The sequence below is a fragment of the Streptococcus sp. DD12 genome, assembly GCF_001578885.1.
In the GTDB taxonomy this organism is placed as follows: Bacteria; Bacillota; Bacilli; order Lactobacillales; family Streptococcaceae; genus Streptococcus.
Genome location: NZ_KQ969495.1, coordinates 281532 through 306614 on the forward strand (window position 1 = coordinate 281532; position 25083 = coordinate 306614).

Here is a 25083-nt window from a genome sequence, read left to right on the forward strand (position 1 = left end):
CCTTAACTGGAAATATCTTTTTGATTGGCGGAGGTCGGTAGTATCTATAGATGAAATACGTTGCTTAACGTTCAAAGCAGAGACGCCGTCTTTGATTTTCTCATCAAGGCAAATAAAAAAACTCCTCATCAGAGGAGTTTTTTATTATTCACCCAATTTAGCAGCCAAGCGTGATTTGTCACGGCTAGCTTTGTTTTTGTGAATCAAGCCTTTTGTTTCAGCTTTGTCGATAACAGAGCTGACTTTACGGAAAGCTTCTTCAGTTGGGTTTGCTTCAAATTCTTTGATTGCTGTACGCATAGCTGAACGTTGAGAAGAGTTCTTAGCGTTTTGCTTTACGTTCAATTCAGCACGTTTGATTGCAGATTTGATGTTTGCCACAGTTCTTACCTCCATTTTTACTAACTACGCTATTATATAATATTCCTTATTTTTTGACAAGTTTAAATTATTTTTTCAGATAGATTTTATCGATTTGATGGTTTTCACGCTTGTGAAGGATGACCTCAGCCCGTGTTTTGGTGGGCTCAATGTAATCCGTCAGATTGATAAGATTAATCCCTTTCCATGTCTTTTTGGCAATGCTTAGTGCTTCGGAACGTGGCATCTGACTAAAGAGATGGTAATAGTTGCTGGCATCGTCCTTAGCCATGTCCAGCAAGGTTTCAAAACGCTCCAGATACCAAGCCTCAATCAAGGGAGTTTGCGCGTCAATATAGATTGAAAAATCGTAGTAATCCGTCATGTAGAGGGAGTTATTGTGGCGATTTTGAAAAACATTGATGCCTTCCACAATTAAAAAGTCGCTGGGTGTCACTTTTTGGCTTTGGTTGGGAACGATATCATAGATTTCGTGCGAATAAACGGGAATGTGACAGGTTTGCCCGTTTGAGATGCGGTCCAGAAAGCCCAGTAATTTTTCCATATCATAACTTTCTGGAAAGCCCTTGCGGTTGAGATTGTTTTGGGCTTTTAAAGTGGCATTATCATATAAAAAACCATCCGTGGTGACCAACTCGACTTGGGCACCGGAAAAACTGCGCTCCAAGAGCAGTTGGAGCAGGCGACTGGTCGTTGATTTTCCGACGGCAACAGAGCCTGAAACCCCAATGATGAAAGGGCGCTTGGTAGGCTCCTCTTGAAGAAAAAGGCTTTTTGAAAATGCTAAATTTTCTTGCGTATTTTTGTAAATCTGAATGAGATGGACCAAAGGGAGATAAACTTCTTCAACATCTAAGATACTGATAGAGTCGTTTAAACTCTTGATGGACTGTAGTTCCTTGTCAGTCAGCGGGGCTTCTTGCCCTTGACGAAGGGTTTTCCAATGCTGACGTGTTAGCTTGTTATAAGTCATGAGCTCGTTTTCCATAAATTACCTCAAAACTATTATACCTTAAGCCGGCAAAGTTTGAAAGCGCTAGCTAGCTATGGTACAATAGGTGGTGATGAAGGGTTTGCCAAAACGCCTTGGTTTCTATCTAGTTCGGCAACCCCACAGTAGCTAGCTTTTTAGAGCCTGGCCTAAAATGATATAAAGGAGGAGAAGTCAAATCAGATGGCTCAGATGTATTTTGCAGAAGACCCGACAGCTGCACATGATATTCACCACCTCGATGTGACCTTGTTGGGTGAAACATTTACCTTTGCCACAGATGCGGGTGTCTTTTCCAAAAAAATGATTGATTACGGTAGCCGTGTCCTCTTATCCGCTGTTGATTTTGCTCCTAAGACGCGCCTTTTAGATGTTGGTTGTGGCTATGGGGCTATCGGTCTGACTCTGGCCAAGGTTCAGGGAGTCCAACCCACACTCGTAGACATCAACCAACGGGCGGTTGCCCTGGCCAAAGAAAATGCCCAAACCAATGGCGTGACGGCAGATATCTTTGCCTCCAACCTGTATGAAAAGGTAACAGGTCGCTATCAGGCCATTGTGTCTAACCCCCCCATTCGGGCGGGCAAGCAGGTGGTTCATGCCATCATTGAACAAGCGCCTGATTTTCTGGAAGCTGGGGGAACCTTGACCTTGGTGATTCAAAAGAAACAAGGCGCTCCTTCGGCCAAGGCTAAGATGGCAGAAGTCTTTGGGGATGTCAGCATCCTTAAAAAGGATAAGGGATATTACATATTACAGAGTGAAAAGCTATGAGAACAGTTGATATTATTGAGAAAAAAAGAAATGGGCAAGCCTTAACCCAAGCAGAAATCGACTTTTTGTTGAAAGGCTTTGTGTCTGGAGAAGTGCCTGATTATCAGATGGCGGCCTTTGCGATGGCGACTTACTTTAAAGGCATGACAACCCAAGAAATCAGTGATTTCACCATGACCATGGTTGAAACAGGCGAAGAGTTCGATTTGAGTGCCATTTCAGGAATCAAATTGGACAAACACTCAACGGGTGGGGTCGGTGACAAGGTGTCCTTGATTTTGGCTCCCTTAGTAGCTTCCTTTGGTGTTCCTGTCGCTAAAATGAGTGGCCGTGGTTTGGGGCATACTGGCGGTACCATTGACAAACTAGAGTCCATTAAAGGCTTTCAAACGGAACGGACCAAAGAAGAATTTATCGAACAGGTTCAAGACATCGGACTTGCCATTATTGGCCAATCTGAACAGCTTGTCAAAGCGGATAAGTTGCTTTATGCCCTGCGTGATGTGACCGCGACCGTGGATTGTCTGCCATTGATTGCGAGTTCTGTTATGTCGAAAAAGATTGCATCAGGTGCGGATCGGATTTTGCTGGATGTGACCGTTGGAGACGGGGCTTTTATGAGAACTGATGAAGAGGCTGAGGAACTGGCGCGTGTCATGGTTAATCTCGGTCAGGCTGTCGGTCGCAAGTGTCAGGCGGTGGTGACCGATATGAGCCAACCGATTGGTCAAGCGATTGGGAACCGTCTAGAAGTCTTAGAAGCCTTGCAAATTATGCAAGGGAATGGGCGGATAGACGTCACCCTCTTTATCTGCCAGCTGGCAAAATACATGTTATCATTGGCCAATACGGAAGTTACGCTTGACCAAATTCTTAGTTATCTGACAACTGGTCCTGCTTTAGCTAAGTTTGAAGCCATGGTTCAAGCGCAAGGTGGGGATTTGACAGACCTTTATCGAGACGTAGAAGTTGCTGAGGTAACAGAGGTTCATGCCCAAGCTTCTGGTTATGTGGTAGGCCTACCAGCTCTTTACTTTGGTCATTTTGCCATGACACTGGGTGCTGGCCGAGCTACCAAGGAAGATAGCCTAGACCATGAAGTTGGTCTGGTCTTTGAGAAAAAGGTCGGTGACCCTGTCCAAGAGGGGGATGTGGTTGCTAGAATTTATTCTCAAGAAAAAATTAGTGAAAATGCCCTTAAAGATTTCCAAAAAAATGTTATTATAGATAAGGAACGTGTTCGTCCACGGGAAATCGTGACAGTTATCGGAGAGGAGGACAGTGTATGACAGCTATTAATACCTATATCGACCATACCCTACTCAAGCCCGACAGTTCACAAACTGCTATCGACCGTGCCATTGAGGAGGCTAAGGCTTACCAGTTTGCCAGTCTTTGTGTGAATCCGACTTGGGTGGCCTATGTCGCAGATGCTCTTAAAGGCAGTTCCGTCAAGACTTGTGTAACAGTCGGCTTTCCTCTAGGGGCCAATACGACAGCCACTAAAGCCTTTGAGGCTAAAGAAGCGGTCAGTCATGGCGCTCAAGAAGTTGATATGGTCATCAATATCGGCGCTCTCAAATCTGGTAAGACACAAGTGGTAGCCGAAGATATCCGTCAGGTTGTTGAGGCCAGTCGTCCTGCTTTAGTCAAAGTTATCATTGAAGCTTGTCTCTTGACGGATGCCGAAAAAGTGACAGCTTGTCAACTCGCTAAAGAAGCAGGGGCTGATTTTGTCAAGACGTCAACAGGTTTTTCAACCGGTGGCGCTACACTCGCGGATGTCAAACTCATGCGGGAAACGGTTGGGCCAGATATGGGCGTGAAAGCTGCGGGTGGCGCGCGTTCATATGAGGATGCGCTTGCCTTTATCAATGCGGGTGCCAACCGCATTGGGACATCTGCAGGGCCTGCTATCATGGAAGGACAGACTGCACATGGTGACTACTGAGGATTTGATTTCTCAAGCAAAGACAGCAGCTAGCTTTGCTTACGTCCCTTACTCAAACTTTCCTGTGGGAGCTAGCCTTTTGACAAAGGATGGCCAAGTTTATAGGGGCTGTAATATCGAAAATGCTAGCTTTGGTTTGACTAACTGTGCCGAAAGAACAGCGATTTTTAATGCCGTGGCACAGGGCAAACGCGAGTTTGCGCAACTGGTTATTTTCGGAAATACTGACCAACCGATTGCCCCTTGTGGAGCCTGTCGTCAAGTCATGTCTGAGTTTATGTCTTCAGACACGCCAGTAGTCCTGGTCGGTCGCGACGAAAACGAACGCCACACAACAGTGGGACAATTATTGCCCTACGCATTTTCAGATTTATCATAAATCTGCTAACCTTGATTATCCAGCTTTATAGGCTGTTATAATACCGCAACAGCAGTTGCAAGATTTTTTTAGGAGGGTTCATCAAGATGAACAAGAAACTTATTGGTTTTGGGCTCTTGGCTGTCGCAGGCCTTGCCTTAGCAGCTTGTCAGCGTAATACGTCAAGCTCGTCTAACTCAAACGGCACCAAGGTTGCCATTGTTACCGATACCGGTGGCGTGGATGATAAATCCTTTAACCAGTCCGCTTGGGAAGGTTTGCAAGCTTGGGGTAAAGAAAACAAGTTGACCAAGGATACGGATTACACTTACTTCCAATCCGATAGCGAATCTGATTACGCAACTAACTTGGATTCTGCGGTATCTAAGGGCTACAACCTGATCTTTGGTATTGGTTACAACCTGCACTCTGCTGTTGAATCAGCTGCAAAGGAAAACACCAAGGTGAACTATGTGATCGTTGACGACCAAATCACTGGTTTGGACAATGTTAAGAGTGTGCTCTTTGCAGATAATGAAGGGGCTTACCTTGCCGGTATTGCAGCGGCTAAACAAACCAAAACAAACAAAGTTGGTTTTGTTGGTGGGGTAGAATCAGATACCATTACTCGTTTTGAAACTGGTTTTAAAGCTGGTGTCGCTTCTGTCAACAAAGATATTCAAGTTGATGTCAAATACGTTGGTTCATATAACGATGCTGCCAAAGCTAAGACAATCGCTGCAACAATGTACACAGATGGTGCGGATGTCATCTACCATGCCGCTGGTGGTTCTGGTACAGGTGTCTTCTCACAAGCCAAAGAAATTGATGAAAAATTGGCGGCTGATGCTTCTGAAAAAGTTTGGGTTATCGGAGTTGACCGTGACCAAACAGAAGAAGGAAACTACACAGCTTCAGACAAGACAAAATCTAACTTTGTATTGACATCTACCATCAAAGAAGTTGGAGCTGTTGTTAAAGACATCTCTAACAACCAACTCAAGGGCAAAGCTTTTGATGGCAACAAAACAACTACTTATGGCTTGAAAGATGGCGGTATTGACATTGTGACTAAGAACTTGCCAGACGCTACGAAAAAAGCTGTAGAAGAAGCGAAACAACAAATCATCGACGGTAAAATTACAGTACCAGATGGCGTTTCAACTAAATAAGACTTAAGATTGCGACCCTTCGCGGTCGCTTTTTTAAGGCTGAGACACTTGTCTCAGTAAAGCGCATTAACCCGGAAGGTTAGTGGGTTTTACTGACATAAAATGTCTGAAAGGAAATAGTTATGACCAGCGAATTTGTCATTGAAATGCGGGACATCACCAAAAAATTTGGTGACTTTACCGCCAACGATCAGATAAATCTGGATGTTCTTCCGGGAGAAATTCATGCGCTACTTGGTGAAAATGGGGCAGGAAAATCAACTCTCATGAACATGTTGTCTGGCTTGTTGGAACCCACTAGTGGAGAAATCTTTGTCAACGGCCAGGCTGTTGCCATTGATTCTCCCTCTAAAGCAGCCAAGCTAGGGATTGGTATGGTACACCAGCACTTTATGTTGGTGGAAGCTTTTACAGTGGCTGAAAACATTATCTTGGGTAGTGAAAAGACCAAAAGGGGTGTTCTCAATCTCAAAGAAGCCACTGCTGAAATCCAAGCCCTGTCTGAAAAATACGGCTTAGCCGTTGATCCAGCAGCTAAAATTGCTGACATTTCTGTCGGCGCCCAGCAACGGGTTGAAATCCTAAAAACCCTCTATCGGGGAGCGGATATTCTGATTTTTGATGAGCCGACAGCTGTGCTTACCCCTTCGGAAATCACTGAGCTTTTGGCAATCATGAAAAACTTGGTAAAAGAAGGCAAGTCCATTATTTTAATTACCCACAAGTTGGATGAAATTCGTGCGGTTGCAGATCGTGTAACGGTCATTCGTCAAGGGAAGTCTATCCAAACGGTCCCTGTCGAAGGCGCAACCAGTCAAGAGTTAGCTGAAATGATGGTCGGCCATGCGGTTTCGTTTAAAACGGAAAAAGAAGCAGCCAAGGTCGGAGAAGCCATTTTAGAAATTTCTGATTTAGTGGTCCATGAAAATCGTGGGGTACCTGCTGTTAAAAATCTCTCTCTGGATGTCCATGCTGGGGAAGTCGTTGGGATTGCAGGGATTGATGGCAATGGCCAAAGTGAACTTGTCCAAGCGATTACAGGGCTACGCAAGGCCAAATCAGGCTCCATCAAAATCAAAGGGCGTGAAGTTACCCACTTGCGCCCAAGACAGATTACAGAAATGCAAGTCAGTCATGTGCCAGAAGATCGCCACCGGGACGGTATGGTCTTGGATATGACTATTGCTGAAAACATTGCCTTGCAAACTTACTATAAAGAACCGCTTAGCCGTCGTGGCATTTTGGACTATGGTAAAATCAATGGCTATGCGCGTGATTTGATGGCTGAATTTGACGTTCGGGCAGCAAGCGAGGTTGTTTCAGGTGGGTCTTTGTCAGGTGGAAATCAGCAAAAGGCTGTTATTGCTCGTGAGATTGACCGCAATCCGGATTTATTGGTTATTAGCCAGCCTACTCGCGGTTTGGATGTCGGTGCCATTGAGTATATCCGCAAACGCATTATCCAAGAACGGGATAAAGGGAAGGCGGTTTTGGTTGTCAGCTTCGAATTGGATGAAATTTTGGATGTCTCAGACCGCATTGCGGTAATTCATGATGGCCGTATCCAAGGAATCTTATCACCAGAAGAAACCAATAAACAAGAACTAGGGATTCTGATGGCTGGAGGAACCGTAAACAAGGAGGACAAAGATGTCTAAAAAAACACAAAACTGGGCCGTCCCTCTGATTGCGGTCTTATTGGGGATGCTCTTGGGAGCGGTCTTGATGTTAGCCTTTGGCTACAACCCTCTTTTTGCCTACAATGACTTGCTCTATACAGCATTTGGTACGGTCAAAAACTGGGGAGAAATTTTTCGGGCTATGGGGCCTTTAATCCTCATTGCATTAGGATTCTCAATTGCTTCACGAGCAGGTTTCTTTAACGTCGGTTTGCCTGGTCAGGCCTTGGCAGGCTGGACGGCTGCAGTTTGGTTCGCCTTGAGCTTTCCAGATTTGCCTAAACCCTTGTCTATTCTCTGTACCCTTGTCATCGGTTTGGTTGCTGGTGGTATTGCAGGGGCAATTCCAGGGTATTTGCGAGCTTATTTAGGAACCAGTGAGGTCATTGTTACCATCATGATGAACTATATCATCCTCTATACCGCAAATGCAATTGTGCGTGGGGGAATTCCTCGTCAACTGATGCGGACCTCGGATGCGTCCAATGCTGTTTCAGCCAATGCCAGCTATCAAACCCAATGGTTATCGGCTTTGACAGATAATTCCCGGATGAACTTAGGTATCTTTTTTGCCTTAATCGCCGTAGCTTTGGTTTGGTTTTTGATGAAGAAAACAACAACTGGTTATGAAATTCGTGCGGTTGGTCTAAACGCTAACGCAGCAGAATACGCTGGGATGTCTTCCAAACGTGTCATTGTCTTATCAATGGTCTTGTCTGGTGCCTTAGCCGGGCTTGGAGGGACTGTTGAAGGTTTAGGAACCTTCCAGAACGTCTTTATTCAAGGGTCATCTTTGAGTATTGGTTGGGATGGTATGGCGGTTGCCTTGCTGGCAACCAATAGCCCACTTGGTATTCCTTTTGCCGCCTTGTTGTTTGCAGTTTTGTCAATTGGTAAGACAGGTATGGTAGGTGTGCCATCAGAAGTTATCGATGTGGTTTCAGCCTTCATCATTTTCTTTGTTGGAGCTAACTATATGATTCGTTATTTGGTTCGGCCTCGAACAAAAAAAGTTACGGCTAAAGGAGGGAAATCCGCATGAATTTTACCACCATTTTAACCCTGTTAGTGTCATCCATGCTGATCTATGCCGCGCCTTTGATTTTCACTTCTATCGGTGGAACCTTTTCCGAACGTGGTGGGATTGTCAATGTGGGACTTGAAGGCATTATGGTTATCGGTGCTTTCTCAGGGATTGTTTTCAACCTGACCTTCGCAGATAGCTTAGGGGCATGGACACCTTGGATTGCCTGCTTGGTCGCAGGACTTGTCGGTCTGCTCTTTTCACTGATTCACGCAGTGGCGACCATTAATTTTCGGGCAGACCATGTGGTCTCAGGAACAGTGCTTAACTTGATTGCCCCATCTTTGGCTGTTTTTCTGTGTAAAGTGCTCTATGACCACGGTCAGACCGACACGATTACCCAATCTTTTGGTCGCTTTTCTTTCCCTATTTTAAAAGATATTCCTTTCTTAGGACGCATTTTCTTTAATAACACGTCTTTACCAGCTTATGTGGCGATTGCAGTTGCCTTTCTTTCTTGGTTTATCATTTTTAAAACTCGCTTTGGCCTACGTCTGCGTTCGGTTGGTGAGCACCCACAAGCTGCAGATACCTTAGGTATCAATGTCTATGCCATGCGTTATTATGGGGTTATGATTTCCGGTTTCTTGGGAGGTGTCGGTGGTGCCATCTACGCCCAATCCATTTCCAATAACTTTGCGGTGACAACCATCGCTGGGCCTGGATTTATTGCTTTGGCCGCCATGATTTTTGGCCGCTGGAATCCTATCGGGGCTATGTTATCCAGTCTCTTCTTTGGTCTGTCTCAATCCTTGGCCATTGTCGGTGGCTCTATCCCAGGGCTTTCTGCGGTACCCTCTGTCTACCTGCAAATTGCGCCATATGTCTTAACCATTTTAGTCTTAGCTATCTTCTTTGGTAAGGCTGTTGCACCAAAAGCTGACGGTATCAACTACATCAAGTCCAAGTAGTTTAAGGCCCTCATCAGATAAGGAAATAACATGGAAAAAACATTTTTTATGATAAAGCCAGATGCTGTGGAACGTGGCATCGTCGGTGAAATTATTCATCGGATTGAACGCCGTGGTTACCAGATAGAAGAGCTCAACCTTTTGACCTTGGATAAGTCACGTTTGGACCAACATTATGCCCATATTGTCGATCGCCCTTTTTACCCGTCTACGGTGGACTATATGACAGAAGGGCCATCTGTCATCGGTGTCCTATCGGGTCCTGATGTTGTAGAGGGCTGGCGTCACATGATGGGTGCGACCAACCCAGGTGAAGCAGTGGCAGGTACCATTCGCGGTGATTTTGCTACAGCGCCGGTCGGCGACCATATCCGCAATGTGGTGCATGGTTCGGATTCGATAGCTTCAGCCCAACGTGAAATCGGTATTTGGTTTAACTAATAACAGAAGCCTGTAACGTCAGTTGCAGGCTTTTTACATGTCTCTTGTATGTAACCTACAGATGAGGCAGAGGATCTTGGTTTTCTTGTGGCCTTAGCCTGTGTACGCGCTAGTTTTCTAGCTTTCTGAGATTTTTATCGGATAGATAAGTGGAGGTAGGCATGAATACATTTGAACTATTTAAACTAAAAGAAGCAGGCTTGAGTAACCTCAATATAAATCATCTCTTGGCTTATCAAGAACGTGAAAAAAGGCATCTCTCCTTACGTGATATGGCGGTGGTTTCGAGGGTGAAAAATCCTTCCTTGTTTATTCAGTCCTATAAGCAGTTGGACTTGGCAGAACTTCGTCACCGTTTTGGTCAATTTAAGTCATTTTCCATCTTAGATGACTGTTATCCGGATGCCTTGCGGCAGATTTATAACCCGCCTGTTTTACTCTTTTACCAAGGAGATTTGTCCTTGTTAGAGGCTCCTAAGCTAGCTGTTGTTGGAGCTCGCTCATCTAGCCAGGTGGGGACGTCATCTGTTAAAAAAATCTTATCCGAATTACAGCAAAAGTTTGCTATTGTGTCAGGTTTGGCTCGGGGGATAGATAGTGCAGCGCATATGGCTGCGCTCCAGTTGGGTTGTCGAACCATAGGCGTTATAGGAACAGGTTTAGATGGTCACTATCCGAGTGAAAATCGCGATTTACAAGATTATCTAGCTAAACACCATCTTGTCTTATCGGAGTATGGCCCCGGTGTTCCTGCTTTGAAATACCATTTCCCCGAACGCAACCGCATCATTGCAGGTTTGTCAATGGGCGTTTTAGTATGTGAGGCCAAGCTGCGTTCAGGAAGTCTCATCACCTGTGAAAGGGCCATGGAAGAAGGAAGAGATGTCTTTGCCATTCCTGGCAGCCTTTTGGATGGCCGTTCAGATGGCTGCCATCACCTCATCCAAGAGGGTGCTAAATTGGTCATGTCGGGGCGAGATATCCTTGATGAATTTGCCCTAAGCTAAAAAAAGGCGCTTTCGCTTCCCCATAAATGTCCCTTATATAGAAGAAATTGATTGACAAGGGTATGAAAATGATATATCATGCTATCAGTTTGTTCTGAAAAGAGGAGGCGTTATGGCACAAAGTACTGCAACTAAAAAAACGAAAACAAAAGCCACAACCAGCAAAAAACGAGCGACGCCAAAGAAAAATCTAGTCATCGTTGAGTCACCAGCCAAAGCAAAAACCATTGAAAAATATCTGGGACGTAACTACAAGGTCGTCGCTAGTGTCGGCCACATTCGTGATTTAAAAAAATCTAGTATGTCCATTGATTTTGACAATAATTACGAACCGCAATATATCAATATCCGAGGCAAGGGTCCCTTAATCAAAGATTTGAAAAAGGAAGCCAAAAAAGCCAAAAAAGTATACTTGGCTAGTGACCCGGACCGAGAAGGAGAAGCGATTTCCTGGCATCTGGCCCACATTTTGGATTTGGATCCTAAAGATAAAAATCGTGTGGTCTTCAATGAAATCACCAAAGATGTGGTCAAAGATGCGCTCAAGGAGCCTCGTGAGATCAATATGGATTTGGTCGATGCCCAGCAAGCAAGGCGGGTTCTAGATCGCATCGTTGGTTATTCTATTTCGCCTGTCTTGTGGAAAAAAGTCAAACGTGGTCTGTCTGCTGGACGTGTCCAGTCAGTTGCTTTAAAGCTTATTATTGATCGGGAAAATGAGATTAAGAATTTTGAGCCTCAAGAGTACTGGACCATTGATGGGCAATTTCAAAAAGGGACACGAAAATTTCAAGCCAGCTTCTATGGTCTAGATGGCAAAAAGAAAAAGCTTGAGACAAATGACCAAGTTCAGGAAGTCTTGGCCCGCTTGACGCAGGACCAATGGGCAGTGACCAAGGTGGATAAAAAAGAACGGCGACGTAAGGCTCCCTTGCCCTACACAACTTCTTCTTTACAGCAAGATGCGGTCAATAAGATTAATTTTCGGACCCGCAAAACCATGATGGTGGCTCAGCAGCTCTATGAAGGGTTGAGTTTAGGAAGTTCAGGACATCAGGGGTTAATTACCTATATGCGGACCGACTCGACTCGGATTAGCCCAGTCGCCCAAGGTGAAGCAGCTGCTTTTATCACAGACCGCTTTGGGGCAACATACAGCAAGCATAGCAATCGCGTGCAAAACAAAAGCGGTGCCCAGGATGCCCATGAAGCGATTCGTCCTTCAAGTGTTTATCGGACGCCAGAGTCTGTTGCTAAGTACTTAAACAAGGACCAACTTAAGCTCTATACCTTGATTTGGAACCGTTTTGTGGCCAGTCAGATGACCAATGCCGTCTATGACACCATGCGCGTGGCCCTAGAACAAAATGGCGTCATCTTTACGGCAAATGGCAGTCAAGTGAAGTTTGAAGGGTATTTGGCGGTCTACAACGATTCCGACAAGAATAAGATGCTCCCTGACATGGTTGTTGGCGATAGTGTTAAAAAGGTCAAAACCCTCCCCGAGCAACACTTTACCCAACCGCCTGCTCGCTATTCGGAAGCTACTCTCGTACGAACCCTAGAGGAAATCGGTATTGGTCGCCCATCGACCTACGCTCCGACTTTAGAAACCCTTCAAAAACGCTATTATGTCCGTTTAGAAGCCAAACGGTTTGAACCTACTGAACTTGGCGAGATTGTCAATACTTTGATTGTTAACTTTTTCCCCGATATCGTGGATGTCACCTTTACAGCCGAAATGGAGCAACAGCTAGACGCTGTCGAAGAAGGCAAAAAGCAGTGGCAAACCGTTATTGATGGCTTTTATAAACCTTTTGAAAAAGAGGTGGAAAAGGCTGAGAGCGAGATTGAAAAGATTGAAATCAAGGATGAACCCGCCGGCTTTGATTGTGACCTCTGTGGCCATCCCATGGTGATTAAAATGGGCCGTTTTGGCAAGTTTTACGCCTGTTCAAACTTTCCAGATTGTCGCAATACAAAAGCGATTACAAAGGAAATCGGGGTTATCTGTCCCAAATGTGAAAAAGGTCAGGTCATCGAGCGTAAAACGAAGCGAAATCGTATCTTTTATGGTTGTGATCGTTATCCGGACTGTGATTTCACCTCTTGGGATAAACCTGTTGGACGCACTTGTCCAAAATCAGGTGATTTTCTTGTCGAAAAGAAAATCCGTGGTGGCGGTAAGCAAGTTGTGTGTAGTAGCGAGGACTGTGACTACAAGGAAGATAAAATCAAATAAGAAAAAGAGTGGTTTCTGCCACTCTTTTATGCTATACTCTATATAGTTTATAAACTTTAAGGAGTTGTGATGTTTTCAGGAGAACGCTTAAAGGCCCGTCGGCTTGAATTAGGCTTGACACAGGTGCAGGTTGCCCAAGCTTTGGGGGTTGCTCAACCCTCCTACCACAATTGGGAAATTGCGAAGACGCAACCAAACAAGAAAAATAAACAGATGCTTGCTACATTGTTTGAGGTAAGCCTTGATTATTTTGAAGGGCAGTATGAGCTGACGAGTATCTATGACCAATTAAACCCAAAAGCTCAAGGGAGGGTCTTGTCTTATGCTAGATCTCTTTTAGATTTGAAGGCCGCAGAAAGTGAAGAGTCAACTAAGGTAATCAAGCCTTTGTTTGCCTATAAGGTATATGAGCGCTTATCAGCTGGGACGGGTTATTCTTATTTTGATGACGGCAGTTATGATGAAGTTTTTTATCATGAAAAATTCGACCATGATTTTGCTTCATGGGTTTTCGGGGATTCGATGGAGCCAACCTATCTCAATGGGGAAGTTGTCCTCATCAAACAGACAGGTTTTGACTACGATGGGGCTGTCTATGCCGTTGATTGGGATGGACAGACCTATATCAAGAAGGTTTATCGGGAAGCAGATGGGTTACGGTTGGTGTCGATTAACAAAAAATACCAAGACAAATTTGCCCCCTACGAGGAAGAGCCACGGATTGTCGGAAAAATTGTCGGAAATTTCATGCCACAAGGCAGTTAAGAGGCAGGTTTTGGCCTAATTGGAAGAATTTTCTGACAATTACTATAGTAAAAGATTGCTTTTAATGCAATTTTTGATAAAATAGCCTTATAACATATAAAGGAGTGTGTGCTTTGACAAAAGATTATAAAAACTATGTCAACGGTGAGTGGAAAGGTTCTGAAAGTAAAATTGAAATTTTTGAACCAGCAAATGGTGAACTGTTGGGTACCGTCCCAGCAATGAGCCAAGCAGACGTTGATGAGGTAATGGCAGCAGCAAAGGCAGCTTTACCAGCATGGCGTGCTTTGTCTTATACAGAACGGGCAGCTTACTTGCATAAAGCAGCTGATATTTTGGAACGCGATGCCGAAAAAATCGGTGCTGTCTTGTCAAAAGAAATTGCTAAAGGTTACAAATCTGCTGTGGGTGAAGTGGTCCGTACAGCTGAAATTATCCACTTTGCTGCTGAAGAAGGTCTCCGCATGGAGGGAGAAGTCCTTGAAGGTGGTGCTTTCGATGCAGGTAGCAAGAAAAAAATCGCTATTGTTCGTCGCGAACCAGTAGGTTTGGTGCTAGCGATTTCACCATTTAACTACCCAGTTAACTTGGCTGGTTCTAAGATTGCTCCAGCTTTGATTGCTGGGGACGTAGTTGCCTTTAAACCACCAACGCAAGGGTCTATCTCTGGTTTGCTCTTGGCGGAAGCTTTTGTAGAAGCTGGCATCCCAGCTGGTGTTTTGAATACCATTACAGGTCGTGGTTCTGTCATCGGTGACTACATCGTTGAGCACAAGGCTGTAGACTTCATTAACTTTACGGGTTCTACACCAGTTGGAGAAAATATCGGTCGTTTGGCTGGTATGCGTCCTATCATGTTGGAACTGGGTGGTAAAGATGCTGCCATCGTTCTTGAAGATGCGGATCTTGACTTGACAGCTAAAAACATTGTTGCTGGTGCTTTTGACTACTCTGGTCAACGTTGTACAGCCATCAAACGTGTACTTGTCATGGATAGTGTTGCTGATGAATTGGTGGAAAAAGTGACTGCCTTGGTTGCTAATATTACTGTTGGTATGCCTGAAGATAGCGCTAGTGTAACACCTTTGATTGACACGAAAGCAGCTGATTTCGTTCAAGGATTGATTGACGACGCTGCTGAAAAGGGTGCAACTGCTAAGACAGAACTTAAACGTGAAGGTAACCTTATCTATCCAACCGTCTTTGACCATGTGACAACTGACATGCGTTTGGCATGGGAAGAGCCATTTGGTCCTGTATTGCCATTTATCCGTGTTTCATCTGTTGAGGAAGCCATCAAGATTTCTAACGAATCTGAATTTGGTTTGCAAGGCGCTGTCTTCACACAAGACTACCCACGTGCGTTTGCCATTGCTGAACAATTGGAAGTCGGAACTGTTCATATCAACAACAAAACACAACGTGGTACCGATAACTTCCCATTCTTGGGTGTGAAATCATCTGGTGCCGGAACACAAGGTGTCAAATATTCTATCGAAGCCATGACACGTGTGAAATCAACAGTATTTGATATCAAATAATTTTATTGGGTGGGAGTTGCTGAATTTTTGGTGATTGTCATTCTCATGGAAAAGCTCTCAGAAGTTTTGCTTCTGAGAGCTTTTTTGATTGTGTTTGGCTGGTCGTCAATAAGAAGCTAATATCAATTCCACAGCCAGGGAAATGTGTGCCCCTCTACAGCACAGAATAGTTACTACTGGCCTTGCTAGGACTGAAAAAGGCGAGCGTATTCTTGCCCTCTCAGACTATGGCTATGGAACGGCTGACGGTTGCTTAGGTATCAACTGTACCCATGAAATCACTCCCTTTGTGGTCGGTGCCAACTACAAGCCTGATTTGAGGGATGATGTCAAAGACATAACACCTGAGCAGGCTATCGAAAATGCCAACGTGCAGGCTAAGCAGAGAGCCCTAGAACGGTCTATCAGACAGTCCAAGGAATATCTGCACGTTGCAGAGAAACTAGGCGATAAGGAGCTGATAAACAAGTATAAGAGCAAGGTAAGGATACAACAGGGAGCTATGAGAGACTATCTCAGACAGCACCCTTTCCTACACCGTGATTACGCTAGGGAGAAGTACTATGACGACCCGTATACCAAGGCTAAGAAAGAAATCAGGGTCATAGCAAGACAAAAAGGAATGCGATAGATGTTGAAGAACTCAGATAAAGGTGTAATAATCGGCATTCATAACCACCCAGGTAGTTCTGTTCCTAGTTACGCTGACTTACAGGCTTCCTATGAACGAGGTTATAAATATGGTCTTATTGCCTGTCATGATGGAAAAATTTTTAAGTATACTGTGCATAATCTCGTAGACGAGGGGTTGTATAGGTCTTTCCTTTTCAAACTCGATAAAAAAGGGTATAATGAAGATAACTTGAGAGAGTTTTCAAGGCAATTGTCTCTTATTGGAGTAGATTTGGAGGTCATCTAATGGATTTGTATGATTTAGTTTCAAGCAAATTAGGTAAAGATTTGTTGCAATATTTAGAGGACCAGAGAAAAGAAAATGCTCAAAAGACTGGTTGGACTGAAGATGACAACGAAGATAATCCCCTCTCAGTTCTGACTATGGAAGAACTGGAATTGTTTGAAGAATACGCACTATTGACTTATCAAGATCCAGCATAAATAAATTAGCACTTAGAAAGTATCTAAGTGCTTTTTTGTACCCAAAATCAGGAGGTAACCATGAATAAACGTATCAAAAAGAAACGTGAACTTGAGAACTCTCTACGAATGGCTGGATGTGCCATACAGTTTTTACTTGAGCAACAAAACCAAGCTATCAAGGACTTGCAGGCAAAAGAGGGAGCTAGCGAGGAAAGCAAGCAACAGCTTGCAGACTTACAGGCCCAATTTGACCAGTACAAGCTGGATAGTGACATTTGGTCTTTTAATTCCATTAATTTTTCGCTAGACTAATGGGTCAGGTGAGCATCTCCTGATGCTGATTGGTTTTCTTAGAGATCTCATGGGGCTGACTAACAAAAACTCCCCAAATCTGACCGTGCAAATTCGAGGAGTTAATCTGTTATTCTTTTTGTTCGCCTGCTAGAGGTTGCTTTTTTCAAGGTGATAACGGTGCACAGTTAGGCTGTAGTAGCTGATAACAGTGATAAGGGCAATGGCAACCAGCCAAAGGGTGTGTTGGCCAATCAGACGATCAAAAACTGCACTGGCCAAGGCACCAAGGATAAAACTGGTAACCACAATGGTGTAGTTGTTTGCCTGCCGTTTGAGTTTGGCATCTTTTTGCCGACCAATAACATAATAGTACCAAGAAGTTAACATTTTTCGGTAGTTGCCCGATGTCATTAAAATAGTGAATGGGTGTGATTCGATATGGCTCCCCGTAAAGGTGAGCATCATCAAACCAGTCCCAAATGCCAGAGGACAGACCCAAAGATAGGCATTGAGTCTGAAAAAAGGGAGCAGACTAGCAAAGATAGCCAAAGGAAGCAGAAGGTAGGTTCTCCAATAAGCTGTCTTCGCTCGGTCTTTGAAATAAGTCCCAGTCAAAAAACCGATGGAAAAAAAGACAATGGAGACACACTTAATTAGGGTATGGTTCCAGTTATCTGGCTTGAGGTCGGCTAATAACAAGACAATATTACCTGTCTGTGTGGCGACCAGTGAGTCGAAGTGCATATGGCAAAAAACATCAAGTGCCCCTCCAATAAAACCAAGGAGGATGGCCGTAAACCGACTATCTTGAGGCATGATTTTGAGAGTTGACATGGGAGTCTCCTAGCCTTTTTTGGAAACTGGAACAAGCTGTCCCCGCTGAATTTTGACTTCTGTCAAAGGATTTTGGGTATAGCGTTTGAGTGTCTTCAAGTCACGTGAGTTGCTGATGAAGGTCAATACATTACCTGTTTGGCCCATTCGCCCGGTTCGCCCAATACGGTGGGTAAAGGATTCTTGGGTGACAGGGAGGTCGGCATTGATAACCCATTCTAGTTGCTCGATATCAATGCCCCGTGCTAAGATATCAGTGACCAAAAGAAGGGTGTAGTGATGGTTTTTAAATCGCTCTAAGATAGTTTTCCGGAATTTGACATTGACATCACTGGCTAAAGATGCAACATTGGCTTGCCGATAAAGGAGCTTTTCTTCAGCGTTACCGACATCTGATAGTTGGTTGAAAAAGACTAAAGCGCGCATGTCAGCTAGGTGAGACAGTTTTCGAAGTGTTTCGACTTTGTCTCTGGCCTCAACCTGCAGATAGTAGTGGGTCAGTGTGTCTTGCTCTTGAGAAATGCTGATGCGGGTTAGCGGTTCAGGCAAGTTGCTGTCAATGACTGCGTCTGTTGCACTGGTAAAAATAAGCTGATGGTCTTTTGGGACATAACTAAGAATCTTCTGAACAAATTGGTATTGGGAAGCTTCGAGCAAGTGGTCGTATTCATCTAAGACAATGGTATTGATGGCCATGAGCTTGATTTTTTTTAATTTGACTAACTCAAAAATACGGCCTGGGGTGCCAATGAGGATTTCAGGGGCTTTTTTGAGTCGTTCAATTTGTCGTTTTTGGCTGGAACCGGATAAAAATAGCTGAACATTGAGTGACAGGGGGTGAGCCCAGGTCTTTGCCACTTCAAACAGTTGCCCTGCTAATTCGGAATTTGGTGCTAAAATCAATAATTGTTGGCCCTGTTTGGCTTTAAGACTAAGCAAGGTTGGCCATAAAAAAGCTAGCGTTTTACCACTTCCTGTGGGGCTGATGGCTAGGACGTTTTCACCAGCGCTAATAGGTGCAAAGGCTTGCTCTTGGACAGGGGTGTAGGTGCTAATGGCCATGCTTTGACAGATGTCTAGCCATTCTTTGGGTAGTGATAGTGTCATGTCATTTCTCCTCGTATTCCTACTCATTATACCATGTTTCAGCTTCCAGGGTGTGCTGGGTCTAGGGGAACAGGTCGCATTCTCAAAAAAATGAGCCATAAAAGGTAAAAGCGAGGTTTGCTGACGCAGGTCACCCACACCTGGTTGGGGATTACTAGGATTTTTGAGAGCTATTCTTCATTTTTCCCTATCTCCTTATTTCATTATGAGGCGATTTAGTGTAAAATAAGGAGAGATTTTAAGGAGATAGCATGCGAAACAAACCTATTATTATTGGTGTCACTGGCGGGTCCGGTGGTGGAAAAACCAGTGTATCTAAGGCGATTTTGTCCCATTTTCCTGACCAAAAGATTGCCATGATTGAACATGATTCATACTACAAAGACCAAAGTCACCTGACCTTTGAAGAACGCATTGAGACCAATTATGACCATCCCTTGGCTTTTGAAACGTCTTTATTCATTGAGCATTTAAATGCCTTGAGCCAAGGTCAGTCTGTCGATATTCCCATTTACGATTATACGCAACACACGCGCAGTGATAAGACCTATCGCCAAGACCCTCAAGATGTGTTTATCGTCGAAGGGATTTTGGTCTTAGAGGATGAGCGCCTCAGAGACCTCATGGATATCAAGTTGTTTGTGGATACGGACGATGATATTCGGATTATTCGACGGATTAAACGTGACATGCAAGAGCGTGGCCGTAGCCTAGATAGCATCATTGACCAATACACTAGTGTTGTAAAGCCCATGTACCATCAATTTATCGAACCGACCAAACGGTATGCGGATATTATTATTCCAGAAGGGGTGAGCAATCTGGTTGCTATCGATTTGATAAACACAAAGATTGCCAGCATTTTAGGAGAATAGTTTACCAAACCAGTTTCGAGAGAAATTGGTTTTTTGCTATCCTTTTTTAAATAAAAAAACAGACAGCTCTTTAGCTGTCTGTTTGCTTTGCCACCACCGAGAATCGAACTCGGAACGGAGCATTACCATTGCTCTATTATACCATTTAACTATAGCGGCGACCTATTTATAGTACTATAAATAGATGGGCTTGTAAAGCCCTTTTTTAAAAAATAAATTATTTTTCTTTGAGCAGGTCACGGATTTCAGCCAAGAGTTCTTCTTGACTAGGTGCTGCTGGAGTTTCTTCCTCAGCTTCGTCTTTTTTGCCTAAGTTCATTGCTTTGTTAGCGGCTTTGACAACGAAGAAAAGTGTGATACCGACAATCAAGAAGTTGATTACCGCACTTAAAAAGCTACCGTATGAAATACCATTCCATGAAAGAGAAGCGATATTTTCTACTTTAGCGGCTTTTAAGAGTGGATTCAAAAAGAGAGGCGTAATCACATCAGAAACAAGTGATGTGATAATGGCATTAAAAGCAGCCCCCATAACAACGGCAACAGCAAGGTCTAGGACATTTCCTCGGAACAAGAAGTCCTTTAATTCTTTAATCATTTCGGTAAGATTTCCTTTCATTTTTTTACCATAACAGATTATACGTTAAAGCAAGCTTAAAGGCTAGTATTATGCTTGAAAAAATGCTTTTTTCTTTACAAAACAGGGAAAGGAGTCTATAATAGTACTTATGCAAAAATGGGTGAATTGTCTGGAGGTGAGGCTGTGGCGATTGACAAAAGACAGATAGAAGACATCAAAGAAAGGCTAAATATCGTTGATGTTATCGGCGAAGTTGTCCGTCTCTCAAAAACTGGACATAACTATGTCGGACTCTGTCCTTTCCATCAAGAAAAGACCCCTTCATTTCATGTCATTGAGGACAAACAATTTTACCATTGTTTTGGCTGTGGGAAGTCAGGTGACGTCTATCGGTTTATCGAGGATTACCGTCAGGTGTCTTTCGCTGAAAGTGTGGCGATTCTAGCGGACAAGGCCGGGGTTGTCTTGGATCAGCGTGATGTGGCTTATGCAAAACCCAAACAATCCCCTCATCAGGCCTTATATGATATCCACGAAGACGCTCGTCATTTTTATCAAACGGTTTTGCAAACCACTAAAATTGGTGAAAAAGCTCGTGAATACCTGTATGCACGTGGTTTGGATGATGCAGTGATTGCACATTTTGGCATTGGTTTGGCTCCAGATGAACCGGATTTCTTTTATCGGAGTCTCAAGGGGAAGTATGACGAATCGATTGTGCTCGATTCTGGTCTCTTTTCGGTAACCGATACGAATCAGTTTTTAGATAGTTTCCGAAACCGGATTATGTTTCCCTTGACGGATGACCAAGGTCGGGTGGTGGCCTTTTCGGGGCGTGTCTGGCAAGATGTAGAACTGCCACAAGGCGGGAAGTATAAGAACAGTCGGTCGACAAAGATTTTCAACAAGTCCTTGGAGTTGTACCATTTAGACCAAGCCAAAGTGGCTATAAAACAAGCCCATGAGGTTTATATCATGGAAGGGTTTATGGACGTGATTGCTGCCTTTCGTGCAGGGATTTCTAATGTGGTAGCTTCCATGGGGACGGCTTTAACCCCTGAACAAGTTCAGCATCTAGGGCGCTATACCAAAAATGTTATTTTGGCCTATGACGGCGACCGTGCGGGACAAGCTGCCATTGCCAAGGCGCTAAGCCTTGTTCCCGTAGCGACGACTAGGGTGGTAGTCTTTCCGACAGGTCTGGACCCAGATGAGTATTTACAAAAATACGCTGCTGAGGACTTTGTTCGGCATTTGAATGATAACCGTCTCTCTGCCACTGAGTTTTGGATGACGCACTTGAAGCCTGAAAATCCAGATAATCTCCAACAGGAAATTGCCTATGTGGACCGGATGGCTCAACTCATCGTTCAAGAACCTTCCATAACTGCCCAAAACACTTATATCATGAAGTTGGCCGAGGGCTTGCCCGATTTCACCTACCAACAGGTCGAAGATACGGTGAACCAATTACGCTTGCAACGGGCCAATCAGGCGCAAAGTACTGATGCTATACAAAGGCCTGTCGCGCCACCGGTTGTTTTAGATTTACCGCAACATCGGCAACAGACTGCTCTGGAGACGGTAGAGAATCAGTTGCTCAATCGCCTTTTAGATTCGGATGTTTTGTTAAATGACTATCGGTTAAAGGAGGCTTTTCAGTTTTACACACCGGAACGTCAACGCCTGTACGAGCTCCTCTGTCAAGAAGGTAGTATCGACCGTGGGCGTCTCGCTCAAGAATCAGATAGGGTTCAAACCGTTTACTACCAGGTCTTAGAGGAACCCCTACCTAAAGACCTGGGACCAGGTGAAATGCAGGCCTTAGAAAAACGGCAGGCAGCCTGCCTGATGCAAAAAGATTTTAAAAAGCAAGGACAACGTGTCCGAGAAATGACCAAACAAGGGGATACTGATGGAGCCCTGGCGGCTTTAGCAGACCTCATTGCACAAAAAAGAAAAATGGAGTAGCAGACATTTATGGCTAAAAAAACAGATATTTCTACCTTTAACGTCCAAGTTGCTGAGTTTATTCGCAACCACAAAAAGGATGGGGTGGCTGTTGATGATGTAGTGACAGATACCTTGGTCATTCCTTTTGGTCTGGATGCAGACCAAATTGATAATTTGGTCGAACGCTTGACAGATGGGGGCATCTCCATCACTGACAAGGAAGGCAACCCTTCTAGTAAGTACGCTGTTGAAGAAGTCAAACCTGAGGAGTTGACAGATGAAGAGCTTCTGGGAAGTAATTCAGCTAAGGTTAACGACCCTGTTCGGATGTACCTCAAGGAAATTGGGACAGTGCCCTTGTTGACCAATGAGGAAGAAAAAGAACTGGCTATCGCTGTTGAGAATGGGGATTTGGAAGCCAAGCAACGTTTAGCAGAAGCCAACCTGCGTTTGGTGGTTTCTATTGCTAAACGGTATGTCGGCCGTGGCATGCAGTTCTTGGATTTGATTCAAGAAGGCAATATGGGTCTGATGAAGGCCGTTGACAAATTTGACTATTCCAAAGGGTTCAAATTTTCAACTTATGCGACTTGGTGGATTCGTCAAGCTATCACACGTGCCATTGCTGACCAAGCTAGAACGATTCGTATCCCAGTTCATATGGTTGAGACGATTAATAAGTTGGTGCGTGAGCAACGTAACCTCCTGCAAGAACTTGGTCAAGACCCGACCCCAGAGCAAATTGGGGAACGCATGGACATGTCACCTGATAAGGTGCGTGAAATCCTTAAAATTGCGCAGGAGCCTGTCTCTCTTGAAACACCAATCGGTGAAGAAGATGATAGCCATTTAGGTGACTTCATCGAAGATGATATTATCGAAAATCCTGTGGATTACACGACACGTGTTGTTTTAAAAGAACAATTGGATGCGGTTTTGGATACCTTGACCGACCGTGAAGAAAACGTCTTGCGCTTGCGTTTTGGCCTAGATGACGGCAAGATGCGAACGCTAGAAGATGTGGGCAAGGTTTTTGATGTGACCCGTGAACGGATTCGTCAAATTGAGGCGAAAGCTTTACGGAAATTACGCCATCCAAGCCGAAGCAAACAACTTAAGGACTTTATTGAAGATTAAGGGGAAAGGTATGACGCAAGAACAGTATACAACTGAACAAGTCGACGACATTAAAAATCGAATTCTTCAAGCCTTGGAAATGGTCATTGACCCTGAGCTCGGTATTGACATCATTAATTTGGGTTTGGTTTATGAAATCCGTTTTGCCGATGATGGAAAGACGGAGATTGACATGACGCTAACGACTATGGGTTGCCCCTTAGCTGACCTCTTGACAGACCAAATCTATGACGTCCTGCGAGATGTGCCAGAGGTGACAGAAATTGACGTGAAGTTGGTTTGGTCGCCAGCTTGGTCTGTTGAAAAAATGAGTCGTTACGCGCGTATTGCATTGGGGATTCGCTAAATGACAGTAATAGATATTAACACAAAAAAGTTACCCGTTTTAAGTATTGTTGTGCCATGCTACAATGAAGAAAGCACCATCCATCCCTTTTTAGCTGCGACAAAGCAGACAGAAGAGCAAATGCGAGATCGGTTGCTCTTTGATTATATTTTTGTCAATGATGGCTCTAAAGACCAGACCTTAGATGTTTTGCGTGAAGTGGCAAAAACTTATGACAATGTCCACTACCTTTCTTTTTCTCGGAACTTTGGGAAAGAAGCTGGGCTACTCGCTGGCCTTGAAGCAGCTCGTGGGGATTTGGTCACGGTCATGGACGTAGATTTGCAAGACCCACCCGAACTCTTGATTCCTATGTTTGAAAAAATCCAAGAAGGTTATGATGTTGTCGGTACCAGACGGAGCAACCGTGAGGGCGAGCCTGTTATTCGTTCCCTATTTGCCCGTGCTTTCTACCGTATCATCAATAAAATTTCAGAGACAGAAATGGTGGATGGGGCTCGTGATTTTCGGATGATGACCCGGCAGGTGGTTGACAGTATTTTAGAACTCAAAGAGGTTAACCGTTTTTCAAAAGGTCTTTTCTCTTGGGTTGGGTATGATGTCACCTACATTTCCTATGAAAATCAAGAACGTGTCGCAGGGGAGACCAGTTGGAACTTTTGGTCTTTGTTGCGCTATTCGATTGATGGCATTATAAACTTTTCGGAGTTTCCGCTTAACCTATCGATTTATGGAGGGGTCTTCTCCTTCGTGCTTTCTTTGATTGGCATTGCCTTTATCGTGGTTCGTCGACTCGTGCTGGGAGATGCTGTCAAAGGCTGGGCAAGCTTGGTTTGTATCATGCTATTTGTCGGAGGTATTCAACTCTTAGCTTTGGGGATTATTGGCAAATACATTGCTAAAATATTCCTCGAGACGAAAAAACGTCCGGTCTATATTGTTAAAGAAAAAGGGTAGACTGCTGTCTGCCTTTTTTTCAAGCTGTATTTTTGGCAGGCTTCTCATCTTGCGCTATAATGAGGGTGGAGGTAGAAGTATGACAACATTTTTAAATCAAGAAGTAACCCTTTCAGGCCCTCAGCTTCAAGTTGGTGACAGCTTAAAGGATGTTAGCTTATTGGGGACAGACTTGTCTTTGGTCTCCTTGTCTGACTTTTCAGGTAAGAAAAAAGTCGTAAGCGTTGTGCCATCGCTGGATACTGGCATCTGCTCGACCCAGACGCGTCATTTCAACCAAGCCATTGCTGGTAGAGAAGACGCAGTGGTTATTACCATCTCTGAAGATTTGCCCTTTGCGCAAGGCCGTTGGTGTGGTGCGGCAGGATTAGAGCAGGCAGTTGTTTTGTCTGATTACCGTGACCATAGTTTTGGTAAGGCTTATGGCTTGTTGATGGAAGAATGGCAACTCTTAGCGAGAGCTGTATTGGTTTTTGATGCCAATGACCGCTTGGTTTATACAGAGTATTTGGAAAATGTCAATAGTGAACCTGATTACGATGCGGCCCTAGAGGCATTGAATCAACTTGACTAATGTGAAAGAAAAGACCTAGCTTGTGTTTTGA

27 protein-coding genes, 1 tRNA gene and 1 pseudogene are annotated in these 25083 nt (G+C 44.2%); 23 read left to right on the top strand and 6 right to left on the bottom strand.

Translation table 11 applies throughout. From position 1 onward, the window contains the following. Positions 1-144: 144 nt before the first annotated feature. Both rpsT and coaA read right to left on the bottom strand, forming a co-directional pair. A complete protein-coding gene (gene rpsT, locus STRDD12_RS01290; protein ID WP_066914199.1) occupies positions 145-396 on the bottom strand; it encodes a 30S ribosomal protein S20 in 252 nt (83 codons plus the stop codon). Positions 397-448: 52 nt separating this feature from the next. Further along, the gene (gene coaA, locus STRDD12_RS01295) at positions 449-1369 is read right to left on the bottom strand and encodes a type I pantothenate kinase (protein ID WP_066914201.1); all 921 of its coding nucleotides are present in this window, start codon (positions 1367-1369) and stop codon (positions 449-451) included. A 186-nt stretch (positions 1370-1555) separates the two neighbouring features. On the opposite strand from coaA, the gene STRDD12_RS01300 reads away from it, so the two are divergent. The 17 genes and pseudogenes from STRDD12_RS01300 to STRDD12_RS08400 all read left to right on the top strand — a co-directional run bounded on the left by STRDD12_RS01300 (position 1556) and on the right by STRDD12_RS08400 (position 16707). Further along, entirely contained in the window at positions 1556-2146 is a 591-nt protein-coding gene (locus STRDD12_RS01300; protein WP_066914203.1) for a class I SAM-dependent methyltransferase, read from the top strand. Beyond that, a complete protein-coding gene (locus tag STRDD12_RS01305; RefSeq protein WP_066914205.1) occupies positions 2143-3435 on the top strand; it encodes a pyrimidine-nucleoside phosphorylase in 1293 nt (430 codons plus the stop codon). Before STRDD12_RS01300 ends, STRDD12_RS01305 begins: the two co-directional genes overlap by 4 nt. Beyond that, positions 3432-4097 carry a deoxyribose-phosphate aldolase gene (gene deoC / locus STRDD12_RS01310; RefSeq protein ID WP_066914207.1) on the top strand — a complete coding sequence of 222 codons (666 nt, stop codon included), beginning with the start codon at positions 3432-3434 and terminating at the stop codon, positions 4095-4097. The genes STRDD12_RS01305 and deoC overlap by 4 nt, the downstream gene beginning before the upstream one ends. Beyond that, positions 4084-4476 (top strand): cytidine deaminase, encoded by a 393-nt coding sequence (locus STRDD12_RS01315; protein ID WP_066914209.1) that lies wholly within the window; start codon positions 4084-4086, stop codon positions 4474-4476. Before deoC ends, STRDD12_RS01315 begins: the two co-directional genes overlap by 14 nt. Before the next feature lie 86 nt (positions 4477-4562). After that, entirely contained in the window at positions 4563-5627 is a 1065-nt protein-coding gene (locus tag STRDD12_RS01320) for a BMP family lipoprotein (protein WP_082753035.1), read from the top strand. Between the two features lie 122 nt (positions 5628-5749). Next, a complete protein-coding gene (locus tag STRDD12_RS01325) occupies positions 5750-7285 on the top strand; it encodes an ABC transporter ATP-binding protein (protein WP_066914213.1) in 1536 nt (511 codons plus the stop codon). Further along, entirely contained in the window at positions 7278-8348 is a 1071-nt protein-coding gene (locus tag STRDD12_RS01330) for an ABC transporter permease (RefSeq protein ID WP_066914215.1), read from the top strand. Before STRDD12_RS01325 ends, STRDD12_RS01330 begins: the two co-directional genes overlap by 8 nt. Next, positions 8345-9301: an ABC transporter permease gene (locus STRDD12_RS01335; RefSeq protein ID WP_066914217.1), complete on the top strand. Its 957-nt coding sequence runs from the start codon at positions 8345-8347 to the stop codon at positions 9299-9301. Before STRDD12_RS01330 ends, STRDD12_RS01335 begins: the two co-directional genes overlap by 4 nt. Before the next feature lie 30 nt (positions 9302-9331). After that, the gene (gene ndk, locus STRDD12_RS01340; protein ID WP_066914219.1) at positions 9332-9742 is read left to right on the top strand and encodes a nucleoside-diphosphate kinase; all 411 of its coding nucleotides are present in this window, start codon (positions 9332-9334) and stop codon (positions 9740-9742) included. A gap of 161 nt (positions 9743-9903) precedes the next feature. Next, a complete protein-coding gene (gene dprA, locus STRDD12_RS01345; protein WP_066914221.1) occupies positions 9904-10749 on the top strand; it encodes a DNA-processing protein DprA in 846 nt (281 codons plus the stop codon). Positions 10750-10861: 112 nt separating this feature from the next. Next, positions 10862-12991, top strand: coding sequence for a type I DNA topoisomerase (gene topA, locus STRDD12_RS01350; protein ID WP_066914223.1), 2130 nt, complete (start codon positions 10862-10864; stop codon positions 12989-12991). Between the two features lie 69 nt (positions 12992-13060). Continuing rightward, positions 13061-13756: a LexA family transcriptional regulator gene (locus STRDD12_RS01355; RefSeq protein WP_066914225.1), complete on the top strand. Its 696-nt coding sequence runs from the start codon at positions 13061-13063 to the stop codon at positions 13754-13756. A gap of 113 nt (positions 13757-13869) precedes the next feature. Then, the gene (locus STRDD12_RS01360; RefSeq protein ID WP_066914227.1) at positions 13870-15297 is read left to right on the top strand and encodes an NADP-dependent glyceraldehyde-3-phosphate dehydrogenase; all 1428 of its coding nucleotides are present in this window, start codon (positions 13870-13872) and stop codon (positions 15295-15297) included. 127 nt (positions 15298-15424) lie between these two features. Continuing rightward, positions 15425-15901, top strand: a pseudogene (locus STRDD12_RS01365) (phage minor capsid protein); the annotation flags it as partial. 27 nt (positions 15902-15928) lie between these two features. After that, a complete protein-coding gene (locus STRDD12_RS01370; RefSeq protein ID WP_066914229.1) occupies positions 15929-16216 on the top strand; it encodes a hypothetical protein in 288 nt (95 codons plus the stop codon). Then, positions 16216-16413 (top strand): hypothetical protein, encoded by a 198-nt coding sequence (locus STRDD12_RS01375; RefSeq protein WP_066914232.1) that lies wholly within the window; start codon positions 16216-16218, stop codon positions 16411-16413. The genes STRDD12_RS01370 and STRDD12_RS01375 overlap by 1 nt, the downstream gene beginning before the upstream one ends. A 60-nt stretch (positions 16414-16473) precedes the next feature. After that, a complete protein-coding gene (locus tag STRDD12_RS08400) occupies positions 16474-16707 on the top strand; it encodes a hypothetical protein (RefSeq protein ID WP_066914234.1) in 234 nt (77 codons plus the stop codon). Positions 16708-16836: 129 nt separating this feature from the next. On the opposite strand, the gene STRDD12_RS01385 is transcribed toward STRDD12_RS08400, so the two are convergent. Together STRDD12_RS01385 and STRDD12_RS01390 are read right to left on the bottom strand one after the other, a co-directional pair. Continuing rightward, positions 16837-17523, bottom strand: a complete 687-nt coding sequence (locus STRDD12_RS01385; RefSeq protein ID WP_066914236.1) for a YoaK family protein — start codon at positions 17521-17523, stop codon at positions 16837-16839. Between the two features lie 9 nt (positions 17524-17532). Next, entirely contained in the window at positions 17533-18630 is a 1098-nt protein-coding gene (locus STRDD12_RS01390) for a DEAD/DEAH box helicase (protein WP_066914238.1), read from the bottom strand. A gap of 251 nt (positions 18631-18881) precedes the next feature. Between STRDD12_RS01390 and udk the strand changes: the two genes are divergently transcribed. Next, positions 18882-19505: a uridine kinase gene (gene udk, locus STRDD12_RS01395; protein WP_066914240.1), complete on the top strand. Its 624-nt coding sequence runs from the start codon at positions 18882-18884 to the stop codon at positions 19503-19505. Between the two features lie 88 nt (positions 19506-19593). Here udk and STRDD12_RS01400 read toward each other — a convergent pair. Next, positions 19594-19664: transfer RNA gene (locus STRDD12_RS01400), tRNA-Thr, on the bottom strand. Positions 19665-19722: 58 nt separating this feature from the next. Beyond that, positions 19723-20103, bottom strand: coding sequence for a large conductance mechanosensitive channel protein MscL (gene mscL / locus STRDD12_RS01405; protein WP_066914242.1), 381 nt, complete (start codon positions 20101-20103; stop codon positions 19723-19725). Between the two features lie 138 nt (positions 20104-20241). Between mscL and dnaG the strand changes: the two genes are divergently transcribed. The 5 genes from dnaG (at position 20242) to tpx (ending at position 25052) form a co-directional block, all read left to right on the top strand. After that, a complete protein-coding gene (gene dnaG / locus STRDD12_RS01410) occupies positions 20242-22056 on the top strand; it encodes a DNA primase (protein ID WP_066914244.1) in 1815 nt (604 codons plus the stop codon). A gap of 9 nt (positions 22057-22065) precedes the next feature. After that, positions 22066-23175, top strand: coding sequence for an RNA polymerase sigma factor RpoD (gene rpoD / locus STRDD12_RS01415; protein ID WP_066914246.1), 1110 nt, complete (start codon positions 22066-22068; stop codon positions 23173-23175). A 10-nt stretch (positions 23176-23185) separates the two neighbouring features. Next, the gene (locus tag STRDD12_RS01420; RefSeq protein WP_066914248.1) at positions 23186-23521 is read left to right on the top strand and encodes a metal-sulfur cluster assembly factor; all 336 of its coding nucleotides are present in this window, start codon (positions 23186-23188) and stop codon (positions 23519-23521) included. Further along, positions 23522-24478, top strand: a complete 957-nt coding sequence (locus STRDD12_RS01425; RefSeq protein ID WP_066914249.1) for a glycosyltransferase family 2 protein — start codon at positions 23522-23524, stop codon at positions 24476-24478. It begins immediately after the preceding gene. Positions 24479-24557: 79 nt separating this feature from the next. Continuing rightward, positions 24558-25052, top strand: a complete 495-nt coding sequence (tpx, locus tag STRDD12_RS01430) for a thiol peroxidase (RefSeq protein WP_066914251.1) — start codon at positions 24558-24560, stop codon at positions 25050-25052. Positions 25053-25083 lie beyond the last annotated feature (31 nt).

Excerpts from the sequence above, each read along its gene's own strand:
- STRDD12_RS01370 (WP_066914229.1), top strand. The coding sequence starts at position 15,929 with ATGTTGAAGAACTCAGATAAAGGTGTAATAATCGGCATTCATAACCAC.
- STRDD12_RS01300 (WP_066914203.1), top strand. The coding sequence starts at position 1,556 with ATGGCTCAGATGTATTTTGCAGAAGACCCGACAGCTGCACATGATATT.
- STRDD12_RS01335 (WP_066914217.1), top strand. The coding sequence starts at position 8,345 with ATGAATTTTACCACCATTTTAACCCTGTTAGTGTCATCCATGCTGATC.
- STRDD12_RS01420 (WP_066914248.1), top strand. The coding sequence starts at position 23,186 with ATGACGCAAGAACAGTATACAACTGAACAAGTCGACGACATTAAAAAT.
- rpoD (WP_066914246.1), top strand. The coding sequence starts at position 22,066 with ATGGCTAAAAAAACAGATATTTCTACCTTTAACGTCCAAGTTGCTGAG.
- dprA (WP_066914221.1), top strand. The coding sequence starts at position 9,904 with ATGAATACATTTGAACTATTTAAACTAAAAGAAGCAGGCTTGAGTAAC.
- STRDD12_RS01375 (WP_066914232.1), top strand. The coding sequence starts at position 16,216 with ATGGATTTGTATGATTTAGTTTCAAGCAAATTAGGTAAAGATTTGTTG.
- STRDD12_RS01320 (WP_082753035.1), top strand. The coding sequence starts at position 4,563 with ATGAACAAGAAACTTATTGGTTTTGGGCTCTTGGCTGTCGCAGGCCTT.
- udk (WP_066914240.1), top strand. The coding sequence starts at position 18,882 with ATGCGAAACAAACCTATTATTATTGGTGTCACTGGCGGGTCCGGTGGT.
- coaA (WP_066914201.1), bottom strand. The coding sequence starts at position 1,369 with ATGGAAAACGAGCTCATGACTTATAACAAGCTAACACGTCAGCATTGG.
- STRDD12_RS01390 (WP_066914238.1), bottom strand. The coding sequence starts at position 18,630 with ATGACACTATCACTACCCAAAGAATGGCTAGACATCTGTCAAAGCATG.
- STRDD12_RS01305 (WP_066914205.1), top strand. The coding sequence starts at position 2,143 with ATGAGAACAGTTGATATTATTGAGAAAAAAAGAAATGGGCAAGCCTTA.
- dnaG (WP_066914244.1), top strand. The coding sequence starts at position 20,242 with ATGGGTGAATTGTCTGGAGGTGAGGCTGTGGCGATTGACAAAAGACAG.
- deoC (WP_066914207.1), top strand. The coding sequence starts at position 3,432 with ATGACAGCTATTAATACCTATATCGACCATACCCTACTCAAGCCCGAC.
- STRDD12_RS01315 (WP_066914209.1), top strand. The coding sequence starts at position 4,084 with ATGGTGACTACTGAGGATTTGATTTCTCAAGCAAAGACAGCAGCTAGC.
- STRDD12_RS01330 (WP_066914215.1), top strand. The coding sequence starts at position 7,278 with ATGTCTAAAAAAACACAAAACTGGGCCGTCCCTCTGATTGCGGTCTTA.
- STRDD12_RS01385 (WP_066914236.1), bottom strand. The coding sequence starts at position 17,523 with ATGTCAACTCTCAAAATCATGCCTCAAGATAGTCGGTTTACGGCCATC.
- mscL (WP_066914242.1), bottom strand. The coding sequence starts at position 20,103 with ATGATTAAAGAATTAAAGGACTTCTTGTTCCGAGGAAATGTCCTAGAC.
- ndk (WP_066914219.1), top strand. The coding sequence starts at position 9,332 with ATGGAAAAAACATTTTTTATGATAAAGCCAGATGCTGTGGAACGTGGC.
- tpx (WP_066914251.1), top strand. The coding sequence starts at position 24,558 with ATGACAACATTTTTAAATCAAGAAGTAACCCTTTCAGGCCCTCAGCTT.
- STRDD12_RS01355 (WP_066914225.1), top strand. The coding sequence starts at position 13,061 with ATGTTTTCAGGAGAACGCTTAAAGGCCCGTCGGCTTGAATTAGGCTTG.
- topA (WP_066914223.1), top strand. The coding sequence starts at position 10,862 with ATGGCACAAAGTACTGCAACTAAAAAAACGAAAACAAAAGCCACAACC.
- STRDD12_RS01425 (WP_066914249.1), top strand. The coding sequence starts at position 23,522 with ATGACAGTAATAGATATTAACACAAAAAAGTTACCCGTTTTAAGTATT.
- STRDD12_RS01325 (WP_066914213.1), top strand. The coding sequence starts at position 5,750 with ATGACCAGCGAATTTGTCATTGAAATGCGGGACATCACCAAAAAATTT.
- STRDD12_RS08400 (WP_066914234.1), top strand. The coding sequence starts at position 16,474 with ATGAATAAACGTATCAAAAAGAAACGTGAACTTGAGAACTCTCTACGA.
- rpsT (WP_066914199.1), bottom strand. The coding sequence starts at position 396 with ATGGAGGTAAGAACTGTGGCAAACATCAAATCTGCAATCAAACGTGCT.